Below are 12,784 nucleotides of genomic sequence, written 5' to 3'. Positions count from 1 at the left end.
CCGGTGTCGACACGGACTCCCCGCGGGAATCCGTGTCAGTAGCGGTCCTGCCCGCCCCCGGAACGCCCGCGGAACCCTCCGCCGCCGCGACGGTCGTCGTCCCCTCGGCGGAAACCACGCCGGTCGTCGCGCCGGTGGCCGCCCCCGCGCGGCTTCCCGCCGCGGTCGTCCCGGAACGAGGAGGGCCGCCCCGCCGGCGCACCGCTGTCGGGGCGGATGTCGATCTCAGCGCCGCCGACGCGGATGCCCTTCATGGACTCGAGCTGATCCGAGGGAAGGCCGGCGGGCAGTTCCACGATCGAGTGATCGAAGCGGATCGAGATACGCCCGATGTCGCCCCCGCTGAGGCCGGCCTCGTTGGCCAACGCACCCATGATGGAACCGGGCTTGACGTTGTTCCGCTTGCCCACCGCGATCCGGTACTGGGCCATGTCCCTGCCCGAGCGCGACGGCCGCGGCCCGTCGGAGAAGTTCCGCGCGGGACGGTCGCGACGGTCGCCCCCGCGGTCGTCCTGCCGCTCACGCCGCTGGGGACGCTCGGGCTCACGCATGAGGAACTCGTCCGAGTTGCGGGACTGGGTGGCCAGTGCGGCCGCGATGTCGGCCATCGAGACCGAGTGCTCGGACGCGTACTCCTCCACGAGCCGGCGGAACAGCGCGATGTTGGGGTCGTCGAGGCTCTCGGTGATCGACTGCGCGAACTTGGCCATCCGCATCTCGTTGACGTCGTCGACGCTGGGCAGCTGGATCTCCGTGAGCGGCTGCCGGGTCGCGCGCTCGATCTGGGACAGCAGTCGACGCTCGCGGGGGGTGACGAACAGCAGTGCGTGCCCGCTCCGGCCGGCGCGACCCGTGCGGCCGATGCGGTGGATGTACGACTCGGTGTCGTGCGGGATGTCGTAGTTGACGACGTGGCTGATACGCGGCACGTCGAGGCCGCGGGCGGCGACGTCGGTCGCGACGAGGATGTCGGTACGCCCGTCCTTGAGCGCCTCGATGGTGCGCTCGCGGAGATTCTGGGGGATGTCGCCGTTGATCGGGGCGGCGGAGAAGCCACGTGCGCGCAGCCGCTCGGCGAGTTCCTCCGTCGCCGACTTGGTCCGGACGAACATGATCATCGCGTCGAAGTCCTCGACCTCGAGGATGCGGGTCAGGGCGTCGAGCTTGTCACGGTGGTTGACCAGGACGTAGCGCTGCTGGATGGTCGGCGCCGTCGACGTCTTCGAGGCGACCTTCACCTCGGTGGGATCGGTGAGGTACTTCTGCGAGATGCGTCGGATCGCGGACGGCATCGTGGCCGAGAACAGCGCGACCTGGGTGCTCTCCGGAGTGTCCGAGAGGATTCGCTCGACGTCCTCCTGGAAGCCCATCGCGAGCATTTCGTCCGCCTCGTCGAGGACGAGGTGCCGCAGGCCGGAAAGATCAAGCGTGCCCTTCTTGAGATGGTCGATGACCCGCCCGGGGGTGCCGACGATGATCTGCGCGCCCCGCCGGAGACCCGAGAGCTGGATACCGTAGGCCTGACCGCCGTAGATGGGCAGGACGTTCACCTGGGGCATGCCCGCGGAATAGGTGACGCACGCCTCGGCGACCTGGAGCGCGAGCTCGCGGGTCGGCGCCAGGATGAGGGCCTGGGGGCTCTTCACCGACGGGTCGATCAGCGAGAGGATGGGCAGCGCGAACGCGGCCGTCTTGCCGGTACCGGTCTGGGCGAGCCCGACGACGTCCCGTCCCTCGAGGACGAGCGGGATGGTGGCCGCCTGGATGGCGGACGGCACCTCGTAGCCGACGTCCCGGACCGCCTTCGCGACGGCGGGCGCGAGCCCCATGTCCGCGAAGGTGACCGCGGCGTCCTCGGCGGGAGCCTCGTCGTGGGGGGCGTCGTCGCGGGCTCCGGCGGGCGCGGCTACGGGCGTTTCGGGAGTGCTGGCGTCGGTGTCGACCTCGTCGCCGGCGGTGGCGGTACGGTCCTCGTCGTTGTTGTCCATGAGGCCTTACATGCTACGGCCTGCGAGGTCCGTTGAGCGACACGGCTTGCGCAGGTCACTCCCCCGCGGCCACCCTGTCGGCCGTCTGCCGGGGCTCCCTGGCCACGGCCCACGGCACCACCGCCGCCAGGAGGAGGACGCCGGAGACCGCGAAACCCGTCGCGTAGCCCAGCCGGTCCACCACCAGGCCCACGACCACGGGGCCGAGGATCGCCCCGGAGTCACTCGCCATCTGGAACGTGGCCAATACCTTGCCGCCGGCGCGGTCCGCGCCGATGACGTCCGCAACGGCCGCCTGCTGTGCCGGGTTGAGGATCCCCGCGCCCATGCCCGCCACCACCGACGCCGCGACGAGGAGAGGAACCGTGTCGCACCATCCCAGGGCGATGGTCGTGACGCCGGAGACGACGAGACCGGTGATCACCATCGGCCGCCTCCCGAACCGGTCCGACAGTCTGCCCGCCACCGAGACCACGGAGGCCGTGCCCACGGCGAAGGACGCCAACGCCGTGCCCGCGATGCCGGCACCGGCGTCGAAATTGGCCGCGGCGAACAACGGGATGATGGCGACACGGACGCCGAACGAGGTCCAGCCGTTGACGAAACTGGAGATCAGCGCGGCACGGTAGCCGCTGTGACGCAACGCCTCGCCGACGAGCAACGACTCCTGTTCGGGGGAGTCGTCATCGGGTGAGCGTCGACGGCCGCCGCGTAGGAACACGGCCACCACGCCGGTCGCCGCGAGCAGGGTCCCGGCATAGACGAAGAACGGGACGCGCATCCCGAACTCCGCCAGCAGTCCGCCCAGCACGGGCCCGCCGATGTTGCCGATGAGGAACGCGGTCGCGTACAGCCCGGCGATCCGTCCCCGCTCGCCCGGCGGTGAGAGCCTGGTCAACAGCGCCATCGCGGAGATGGTGAACATCGTGGACCCGAGACCGCCGAGGCCGCGGAAGACCAGCAGCTGCCAGTAGGACTGCGCCAGGCCGGTCGCCAGGGTGGAGACCGCGACGATGAGCAGGCCGGTCATGTAGACCCAGCGCTCCCCCATCCTGTCCACGAGGAACCCACCGGCGGGCGCGAACACCAGGCGGAAGAAGGCGAAGGCACTGACCACGACCGAGGCGGCCGCGACCGACACGTCGAAGTCGCGGGCGAACTGCGGCAGCACCGGCGCCACGAGTCCGTACCCGATCGCGACCGCGAACGCGGCCACGACGAGGACCCAGATGTCCGCGGGCAGGCGGGGTCGCGGCGAGGACCGCGCGGCGTCGCGGTCCTGCGTCGTGCCCCTCACGCCGATCGGAGGACGCGCGCGAGCACGTCAGCACCGAAGTGCAGCGCGTCGACGGGCACCCGTTCGTCGACGGCGTGGAAGTGCCCGAACACGTCGAACTCGTCGGGCACACGCAGCGGGACGAAGCCGTATCCGTCGATCCCCAGCTCGGAGAGATGCTTGTTGTCGGTGCTGGCGGGCAGGAGATAGGGCACCACCAGGGAGTCCGGATCCGACTCTCGGACGGCCTCGCCGATCACGTCGACCAGGGGGGCGTCCGCCGGAGCCGCGATGGGCGGCTGCCAGATCCACTCGACCGACACGTCGGGCCCGAGTTCCCGCTCCACCTCCGCGCGGAACGTCTCCTCGCCGCCGGGCAGGACACGGCAGTCGATCTCGGCGTGCGCCTCGGTCGGGATGACGTTGGTCTTGTACCCGGCGGACAGGACGGTCGGCGACGCGGTGTGCGACAAGGAGGCGGCGACGAGCGGGCCGAAGTGGCCGAGGACCTCGAGGCGGTCCGGCAGCTCCGCGACGTCCCCGCTGCCGCCGGCGATTCGGCCGACCGCCGCGGCCAGCGCGGTGTTGGCCTCGGTGGGTTCCACCGGGAAGTCGATGCCGGCGACGCGGTGGACCGCACCGGCGATGGCCGCGACGGCGTTGTCGGGCGTGGGGCGCGACGCGTGTGCGGCAGCACCGTGCGCGGTCACCTTCGCCCAGGCCACGCCTTTCTCGGCGATCGCGATGGGGTACAGACGACGTCCCGCCACGGGCACCGACCATCCGCCGACCTCGCTGAGCGCCTGGGTCATGCCGTCGAAGAGCTCGGGGCGTTCGCGGACGATCCACTTGGCGCCCATGATGCCGGCCGCCTCCTCGTCGGCGAAGAAGGCGAGTAGAAGGGAGCGACGGGGGACGATCCCCTCGCGGCGGTAGTGGCGCACCACGGCCAGGATCATGCCGATCATGTTCTTCATGTCGACGGTCCCGCGGCCGTAGAGCCACCCGTCCCGGATCTCCCCCGCGAAAGGCGGGACGGACCAGTCCTCCGCGACCGCCGGCACCACGTCGACGTGACCGTGCACGACGAGACCACCTGCGTGCGGATCCTCACCCTCCATCCGCGCGAACAGGCTTCCCCTGCCCGGGACCGACTCCACGAGTTCGCTGTCGATGCCGACCTCGCGGAGGTACTCGGCGATCCGTAGACAGACACGGGTCTCGCCGTCGCCGATCGTCGCGGGATCACCGGTGTTGGTCGAGTCGATGGCGACGAGGTCGGCCGTGATCGAGACGGCCTCCGCGCGCATCCGCTCCCGGGCCTCGTCGGTCATCTCGTGGGCGTCGGTCATCCGAAACACTTCCCTTCACCACGGTAGGTGGGCCAGCGGTCCACGAGGGCGGGCCCGTCAGCAGTCTCGTCCACCACGTGCAGCGTGTCGAACCGCTCGCACAGCTCACCGGCCTTGGCGTGCCTCCACCAGGCACGCCCGCCGATGGCCACCTCCCCGCGCACGGGCGTCTGGACCTCTCCGGCGCCCTCCCGGCCGAGGTATCGCAACCCCGCCGGCGCGACGGGCACGGGCAGGCGATCGCCGCCCGGTACGCCCGAGGCGACGTAGCCCCCGTAGAGAAACGTGGTCAGTCCGGGCCCGGGCCTCCGCACGGCGGGCAGTGCGAACATCAGGGCCGGCCGTGGCGTGAAGGACCGGTAGGCGTCGAACAGCCCCGGCACGTAGAGGCCCGAACCGGCGGTGACCTCGGTGACGGCGGGAGCCGCAGCGCTCTCGGCGACCGACCCCGAGCCGCCGGAATTGACGATCTCCGGCCACTGACCGGTGATGTCCGCGATGACCTCGGCGACCGAACTGCGGACCCCGCGGAGCCGCCGCATCGACAGCCGCTTCACCACACCGACCCCGGGGACGTCGTCCGGCACCCCTGCGACCTGCGCCTCGTAGAACATCGAGCCGACCACACGGAACCCCTCGCCGGTGGCGTGACGCACCAGGGGTGCCACGTCCTCCGGGCCGCGGAGGGGGGATCGCCGGACCCCGAGGTGGACCGGACCCAACCGCAGCGACGAGTCGACGTCGATGCACACCCGCGCGTCGCCCGCCCCGGCCTCGCGGGCGATCTCCAGCTGCCGCGGGTGGTCGACCATGAGGGTCACGGCGTCGAGCGCCGCCGCATCCGCACCGAGGCGGCCCAGCGCCGCGCGGTCGACGGTGGGGTACCCCATGAGAACGTCGTCGCACCCCGAGTCGACGAGCCACAGCGCCTCGGAGAGCGAGTACGCCATGACGCCACGGACCGCCTCGTCCCCGAGCAGGTCCGACCCGAGTACCTCGCGGAGCACCCCACGCGACCGCACCGATTTACTGGCGACGCGGATCCTGGTGCCACCGGCCCGCCGGCGCAGATCCCGCAGGTTCGCCCGCAGGCTCGGCAGGTGCAGCGCGGCGAGCGGCGCGTCGATGTCGGCTGTCGCGGCGTCCAGGGCGCCGACGACTCCGAGCTCATGGGCCCGGGCCGGGCTACGCACCGTCGGCGGGCCGCGCGTCCCGCACCACGAGGTCGACCGCACGGTGCAGCAGGTCGTTGGCCTCGTCGTCGTCCCGGTAGATCTGCCACCGCAGGCTGATGCCGGTGATGATCGACAACACCACCCGCACCATGTCGTCCAGGCCCATGCCCCACCGCACGCCGGCCGACTCGGCGGTGCGCTCCAGGAGGGAGCGCACGATCGCCTCGTTCGACTCCTGCTGGTCCCGGGCCAGCCCCACCTCCGGCAAACCGTGCGTCCGCAACGAGTACGAGACGATCTCGTAGGTGAGCAACTGCCGATCCGGCGACGCGGAGATGACCGCCCAGATCAGGTCGATCGCCTCATACAGCCGGCGGCGGAGGCCCTCCGTCCCGCGGGCGCCCGAATCGAAGTCGACGCTCACGAAGGCCCTGGCGGCCTGGTGCACCTCGGAGTTCACAGCGCCGATCACCTCTCGGAGGAGTTCCTCCTTGTCGGTGTAGCAGTAGTGGACGACACCGAGGGAGACGCCGGCACGCTCGGCGACGCCTCGCACGGTCACCGCCCCGAGGCCGTCGTGCTCGGCGATCTCCAGCGCGGCCCGGAGGAGCTGCGCCCGGCGCTGATCGGCAGGTAGTCGTCTGGTCACCCGTCCATGGTACGACGGCGAGGAGGGAGTAGACACCGATAACAGGCCTCTGCTCCCCCGGCCGTCCGGGCCTCCGTCATCTATTCAGGTCGATTGTCCAGGACGGCTCCCGGTCCGGCCGCCCGCGGGTACTCTCTCCAGCCATGACGACCTCGGTGTCCCCCTGGCAGAACTGGGCTGGCAACGTGCTGGCGACCCCGTCGGATCGGCGGGCGCCCACGACAGTCGCCGAGGTGAGCGACGTGGTGACCGCGGCCGCGGAGCGTGGTGACCGGGTCAAGTGTGTGGGCGCCGGGCACTCCTTCACGCCGGCCGCGGCGACCGACGGGGTCCTGGTATCCCTTGACGACCTGACCGGCATCGAGTCGATCGTGCCGACCCGCGACGCGGCCGGCCGGGTCGACGGCGCCGACGTGACGGTCTGGGCCGGGACCCGCCTGCACCGGCTGGGCCCTCTGCTCTGGGAACTCGGGTTGGCGCAGCAGAACCTCGGGGACTTCGCGGAGCAGTCGCTCGCCGGCGCGGTGTCCACCGGGACCCACGGAACCGGGTGCGGAGCGCCCGGGCTGCCCGCCACCGTCGTCGGACTGCAGCTCGTCGCCGCCGACGGGTCCGTCCTCTCCTGCTCGCCGACCTCGCATCCGGAGGTCTTCGAGGCCGCGCGTCTCGGGATCGGAGCCCTGGGGGTCATCACCAAGATGACGATCCGGTGCGTGCCCGCCTTCGCCCTGCGGGCCGAGGAACGCCCGTGGACGCTCTCGGCGGCACTGCGGGACCTGGAGGGATTCGCCCGCTCCGCCGACCACGCCGAGTTCTTCTGGTTCCCGCACACCGACGCGATCACCGTCAAGCGCAACACCCGCTTACCCGGGGACACTGAGCTGAGCCCCGTGGGCCGTGTCCGCGAGCTGGTGAGCGACGAGTTCCTGGCCAACGAGGCGTTCGACGCGTTGTGCCGCGCCGCGACGCGCAGGCCCACCCTGACACCCCGGCTCAACCGCTTCGCCTCACGGGCGCTCACCGCCCGCGGGTTCACGGATCGCGGCTACCGCGTGTTCGCGTCGCCGCGGCGCGTGCGGTTCCGCGAGATGGAGTACGCGGTACCCCTCGGAGCGGCCTCCAGCGTGCTGCGCGATCTGCGAGACACGATCGATCGGTCCGGCGTCGTCACGCCGTTCCCCGTGGAGGTGCGGTTCGCCGCCGCCGACGACGTGTGGATGTCCACGGCGCACCACCGCGAGGTGTGCTACATCGCCGTCCACCAGTACCACCGGATGGACCACACCGAGTTGTTCCGGCTGGCCGAGTCAATCTTCCTCGCATCGGGCGGGAGACCGCACTGGGGCAAAATGCACACCCGGACCGCCGCGGACCTGTCGACGATGGTCGAGCGCTTCGACGACTTCGTCTCGGTGCGCGACCGACTCGACCCCGATCGGCTCTTCGGCAACGAGTACACCGAGCGTGTACTGCCCTAAGGCGCGCCCCGCCCCGGGTTGCGTACCGTGGTGGTCCGAGCGGCCCGAGCCGACCGCCCGCCACGACCCCCAGGAGTGAGTGACCAGTGCCCGACCGCGTCCCCGCCGAAGCCTCCGGTCCCGCAGCGGGGGTGGTGACGGCAGCCCTGCGCCGGGCTATCCGAGGTCAGGCCGGCGCCGCCCGCGCCTATGTCCGCCAGCTCCGTCGCGCGCACCCCGACGAGTCGCCCGCGCGGATCCGTGAACGTCTCGACAGCCGATTCCTCACCGCCGTCACCGCATCCGGAGCGGCCGTGGGCGCCGCCGCCGCCGTTCCCGGCATCGGCACGGTCGTCGCGATCGGCGCGGTGGGAGCAGAATCTCTGGTGTTTCTGGAGGCGGCCGCCTTCTACACGATGGCGGTGGCGGAGGTGCACGGTATCGACGTCCGAGAGGGCGAGCACGAGGAACTCCTGGTCATGACCGTGATGCTCGGGGCGTCCGGCACGGCGATCCTCGCCAACGCGGTCGGGCCGTCCGGCGGCGCGGGTTCGCTGGCGAGCAGGTCGCTGCACGTGCCGGGCCTCAAGGAGATCAACCGCCGCATGCTGAGTCGTTTCGCCCGCAAGTTCGCCGTCAAGCGCGCCGGGCTGGCCGTGGGCAAACTCGCGCCCGCCGGGCTCGGGGCCGCGGTCGGTGGATGGGGAAACCGGCGACTCGGGAGGACGGTCGTGGAGACCGCCGACGCGACCTTCGGCGCGTCCCCGAAGGAGTGGCCCACCGTATGAACAGACGACCCGGCCCACCGTGTGAACCCACGGTGACGGGCGAGTGGCATCCCCCTGTCAGGTGAGATCGGAAAGCCCCGATCGGGCAGACGGTCTAGCCTGGACCCATTGACGTGTGAAACCCACCACAGAATCAGAGAGGCACCACAAGATCGTGAGCAACAACGTCTCACAGTTCGGACAGAACCAGTGGCTCGTAGACGAGATGTACGAGCGGTTCGCCCAGGACCCGTCCTCGGTGGACGAGTCCTGGCACGAATTCTTCAAGGCCAACCCGGAGGCCGCCTCCTCCACCGGGTCCGGCTCCACCAACGGCACAGCCCCGCGCGGAACGGACGGAGCCGAAGACCGGGCGCGGTCCGGCGGTGAGACCCGAGCGTCGTCGAAGCAGTCGGCCAAGGCGACGGGTGCGACCGCCCCGGCCGAGACCGGGTCCTCGGCGGAGAAGAAGACGAAGAAGGCCGCGGATCTGACTGTGGACGATGTGACGCCGACCGCGTCCGCCAAGGACGTCGCGGCCAAGCCGGACGCCGACGCGTCCCCGCGTCGCAAGGCGCGGGGACAGGGCGTACCCGCCCCCTCGGGAACCCCGGAGACACGCAGGAAACCCGATACGCCGGCGGTCGGCAAGCCCTCCCGTCCGCAGTACACCCCTCCGCAGGAGACGGAGACCAAGGCGCTGCGCGGTGCGGCCAACGTGATCGTCAAGAACATGAACGCGTCGCTCTCACTGCCGACCGCGACCTCCGTCCGCGCGGTCCCGGCCAAGCTGATGATCGACAACCGGATGGTCATCAACAATCATCTCAAGCGCACACACGGTGGGAAGATCTCCTTCACCCACCTCATCGGGTACGCGATGGTGCAGGCCATCAAGGCGTACCCGAATATGAACAACCACTACGAGGAGATCGACGGCAAGCCGCACACCGTCACCCCGGCGGGGATCAACCTCGGACTGGCCATCGACATGAAGACCAAGGCCGGTCGCTCGCTCGTCGTCGCGGCCATCCGCAACTGTGAGGCGCTCGACTTCCGCGGCTTCCTCGACGCCTACGAGGACATCGTCGCCCGCGCCCGCGAGGGCAAGCTGACGATGGACGACTTCTCGGGCGTCACGGTCTCGCTGACCAACCCGGGCGGTATCGGCACCGTGCACTCGGTGCCCCGTCTGACCGTGGGTCAGGGCGCGATCCTCGGTGTGGGCGCCATGGAGTACCCCGCCGAGTTCCAGGGTGCCAGCGAGGAGCAGCTGGCCAACAACGCCGTCGGCAAGATCACCACACTGACCTCGACCTACGATCACCGGATCATCCAGGGCGCGGAGTCCGGCGAGTTCCTGCGTGAGATCCACCGCCTGCTCCTCGCGGACGAGTTCTACGACGAGATCTTCGACGCCCTCGGCATCCCGTACGAGCCCGTCCGGTGGCGCCAGGACATCACCGATCCCCGCGTCGACAAGGACGCCCGCGTCCTGGAGCTCATCGCCGCGTACCGCGATCGCGGCCACCTCATGGCCGACATCGACCCACTCGACGGGAAGCACGCGCAGCGGCGCCGCACCTTCCACCCGGATCTCGACGTCAACTCGCACGAGCTCACCCTGTGGGACCTCGACCGCAGGTTCTCCGTCGGTGGATTCGTCGGCAAGGACAAGATGCGTCTGCGCGACGTGCTGGCCGCGCTGCGCGCCGCCTACTGTCGCAAGATCGGCATCGAGTACACCCACATCCTCGAGAACGAACAGCGCCAGTGGATCCAGGAGCGCATCGAGGGGGTCGACGACAAGCCGACCGTCGCCGAGCAGAAGTACATCCTGTCCAAGGTCAACGCCGCCGAGGCATTCGAGACCTTCCTGCAGACCAAGTACGTGGGTCAGAAGCGGTTCTCCCTCGAGGGCGCCGAGTCCGTCATCCCGATGATGGACGCGGTCATCGACGAGGCCGCCGAGTTCAGCCTGGACGAGGTCGTCATCGGCATGCCGCACCGCGGTCGCCTCAACGTGCTGGCGAACATCGTCGGCAAGCCCTACCGCCAGATCTTCACGGAGTTCGAGGGCAACATGGACCCCTCGGCCGCGCACGGTTCGGGCGACGTGAAGTACCACCTCGGCGCCGAAGGCATCCAGTACCAGATGTTCGGCGAGAACGAGATCAAGGTCTCGCTCACGGCCAACCCGTCCCACCTCGAGGCGGTCGACCCGGTTCTCGAGGGCATCGTCCGCGCCAAGCAGGACCTCATCGAGGACCCGGAGTGGCGCGCCGAGTACCCGGTCGTGCCGCTCATGCTGCACGGTGACGCCGCGTTCGCCGGCCAGGGTGTCGTCGCCGAGACGCTCAACCTCTCCCAGATCGACGGTTACCGCACCGGTGGGACGATCCACATCGTGGTCAACAACCAGATCGGGTTCACGACCGCCCCCGAGGCCGGCCGCTCCAGCCAGTACGCCACGGACGTCGCCAAGATGATCGGCTCGCCGATCTTCCACGTCAACGGCGGCGACCCCGAGGCGTGTGTGCGCGTCGCCCGCCTCGCGATGGACTTCCGTCAGCAGTTCAAGAAGGACGTCGTGATCGACCTCGTCTGCTACCGCCGTCGCGGGCACAACGAGGCCGACGACCCGTCGATGACCCAGCCGCGGATGTACGAGGTGATCGACGGTAAGAAGAGCGTCCGCCAGTCCTACACCGAGGATCTCGTCGGCCGTGGCGACATCACCGAGAAGGAGGCGGAGAACGCCCTGCGCGACTTCCAGGGCCAGCTCGAGCGCGTCTTCAACGAGGTCCGCGAACTCGAGAAACACCCGGTCAAGGCCTCCGAGTCGATCCTGCCCAACCAGCCGCTGCCCAAGCGCCTGGTGACGGCGGTGGACGAGTCTGTCATCCACGCGATCGGCGACGCCTTCGGCAGCCTGCCGGAGGAGTTCCACATCCACCCGCGCGTGAAGCCGGTGTACGAGGCACGCCAGAAGATGGCCTACAACGGCAACGTCGACTGGGCCTTCGCCGAGCTCCTCGCGCTCGGCTCGCTCGTCCGTGAAGGCAAGACCGTCCGCCTGGCCGGCCAGGACTCGCAGCGCGGCACCTTCACCCAGCGGCACGCGGTGGTGGTCGACAAGACCACCTCCGAGCCCTACTCCCCGCTGCAGAACCTCGAGGACGCCGAGGGCCGCTTCGAGGTGTGGAACTCGGCGCTCACGGAGTACGCGGGCCTCGGCTTCGAGTACGGCTACTCCGTCGGCGACCCCGACGCACTCGTGCTCTGGGAGGCGCAGTTCGGCGACTTCGTCAACGGTGCGCAGATCATCATCGACGAGTACATCTCGTCCGGTGAGGCCAAGTGGGGCCAGAAGTCCTCGGTCACCCTGCTGCTCCCCCACGGCCACGAGGGCATGGGCCCGGACCACACGTCCGGCCGCATCGAACGGTTCCTCCAGCTGTGTGCGGAGGGCTCGATGACCGTCGCCCAACCGTCGACCCCGGCGAACTACTTCCACCTCCTCCGCCGCCACGCCACCGACGGCATCAAGCGGCCGCAGGTGGTGTTCACGCCCAAGTCGATGCTGCGCAACAAGAAGGCCGTCAGCGCGATCGCGGACTTCACCTCCGGCAAGTTCCGGTCCGTCCTCGACGATCCGACGTTCGCGGACGGGTCCAGGGACGCGGGCAAGGTCAAGACCATGCTGCTGGTGTCCGGCAAGCTCTACTACGAGCTGGCCGCCCGCCAGGAGAAGGAGGGCCGCGACGACATCGCGATCGTCCGCCTCGAGCAGCTCTACCCGATCCCCCACCGCCGCATGCGCGAGGCGCTGGACCACTACCCGAACCTCACCGAGGTCCGCTGGGTCCAGGAGGAGCCGGCCAACCAGGGCGCGTGGAGCTTCCTCGCGCTCGAACTGCCGGAGCGGATCGACGACTTCCCGCCGCTCAAGCGGGTCTCCCGTCGCCCGATGGCCGCCACCTCGACCGGCCTGAGCAAGGTCCACGCCGTCGAGCAGAAGGCTCTGGTGGACGAGGCGTTCGCCTGACCCACCCGAACCGGGAACGGGGCCCGGCCGCCATCGGCGGCCGGGCCCCGTTCTCCTATGCGGCGCGCCGCC

General features: G+C 70.2%; 8 protein-coding genes. 3 read left to right on the top strand and 5 right to left on the bottom strand.

Going from position 1 to position 12,784, the window contains the following annotated elements; genetic code table 11:
* Positions 1 to 35: 35 nt before the first annotated feature.
* Genes DCI01S_RS01700 through DCI01S_RS01680 form a run of 5 tightly spaced genes read right to left on the bottom strand, consistent with a single transcriptional unit; the run spans position 36 to position 6,440 of the window.
* Positions 36 to 1,988 (bottom strand): DEAD/DEAH box helicase, encoded by a 1,953-nt coding sequence (locus DCI01S_RS01700; RefSeq protein ID WP_061227653.1) that lies wholly within the window; start codon positions 1,986 to 1,988, stop codon positions 36 to 38.
* A gap of 55 nt (positions 1,989 to 2,043) precedes the next feature.
* Positions 2,044 to 3,285 (bottom strand): MFS transporter, encoded by a 1,242-nt coding sequence (locus DCI01S_RS01695; RefSeq protein WP_082767584.1) that lies wholly within the window; start codon positions 3,283 to 3,285, stop codon positions 2,044 to 2,046.
* Positions 3,282 to 4,616, bottom strand: coding sequence for a M20/M25/M40 family metallo-hydrolase (locus DCI01S_RS01690; RefSeq protein WP_061227651.1), 1,335 nt, complete (start codon positions 4,614 to 4,616; stop codon positions 3,282 to 3,284). The genes DCI01S_RS01695 and DCI01S_RS01690 overlap by 4 nt, the downstream gene beginning before the upstream one ends.
* The gene (locus DCI01S_RS01685; RefSeq protein WP_174521504.1) at positions 4,613 to 5,809 is read right to left on the bottom strand and encodes an alanine racemase; all 1,197 of its coding nucleotides are present in this window, start codon (positions 5,807 to 5,809) and stop codon (positions 4,613 to 4,615) included. Before DCI01S_RS01685 ends, DCI01S_RS01690 begins: the two co-directional genes overlap by 4 nt.
* Positions 5,802 to 6,440, bottom strand: coding sequence for a TetR/AcrR family transcriptional regulator (locus tag DCI01S_RS01680; protein ID WP_061227650.1), 639 nt, complete (start codon positions 6,438 to 6,440; stop codon positions 5,802 to 5,804). The genes DCI01S_RS01685 and DCI01S_RS01680 overlap by 8 nt, the downstream gene beginning before the upstream one ends.
* A gap of 143 nt (positions 6,441 to 6,583) precedes the next feature.
* On the opposite strand from DCI01S_RS01680, the gene DCI01S_RS01675 reads away from it, so the two are divergent.
* The 3 genes from DCI01S_RS01675 to DCI01S_RS01665 all read left to right on the top strand — a co-directional run bounded on the left by DCI01S_RS01675 (position 6,584) and on the right by DCI01S_RS01665 (position 12,712).
* Positions 6,584 to 7,918: an FAD-linked oxidoreductase, L-gulonolactone oxidase family gene (locus DCI01S_RS01675; RefSeq protein WP_061227649.1), complete on the top strand. Its 1,335-nt coding sequence runs from the start codon at positions 6,584 to 6,586 to the stop codon at positions 7,916 to 7,918.
* 86 nt (positions 7,919 to 8,004) lie between these two features.
* A complete protein-coding gene (locus tag DCI01S_RS01670; protein WP_061227648.1) occupies positions 8,005 to 8,685 on the top strand; it encodes a YbdD/YjiX family protein in 681 nt (226 codons plus the stop codon).
* Positions 8,686 to 8,839: 154 nt separating this feature from the next.
* Positions 8,840 to 12,712, top strand: coding sequence for a multifunctional oxoglutarate decarboxylase/oxoglutarate dehydrogenase thiamine pyrophosphate-binding subunit/dihydrolipoyllysine-residue succinyltransferase subunit (locus DCI01S_RS01665; RefSeq protein ID WP_174521503.1), 3,873 nt, complete (start codon positions 8,840 to 8,842; stop codon positions 12,710 to 12,712).
* Positions 12,713 to 12,784: the final 72 nt, after the last annotated feature.

This window comes from Dietzia cinnamea NBRC 102147 (assembly GCF_001571065.1).
Lineage (GTDB): Bacteria > Actinomycetota > Actinomycetes > Mycobacteriales > Mycobacteriaceae > Dietzia > Dietzia cinnamea.
Note: the sequence above shows the minus strand (reverse complement) of the source record. Positions and strands in the feature narration are given on the sequence as shown.

Excerpts from the sequence above, each read along its gene's own strand:
- DCI01S_RS01700 (WP_061227653.1), bottom strand. The coding sequence starts at position 1,988 with ATGGACAACAACGACGAGGACCGTACCGCCACCGCCGGCGACGAGGTC.
- DCI01S_RS01690 (WP_061227651.1), bottom strand. The coding sequence starts at position 4,616 with ATGACCGACGCCCACGAGATGACCGACGAGGCCCGGGAGCGGATGCGC.
- DCI01S_RS01675 (WP_061227649.1), top strand. The coding sequence starts at position 6,584 with ATGACGACCTCGGTGTCCCCCTGGCAGAACTGGGCTGGCAACGTGCTG.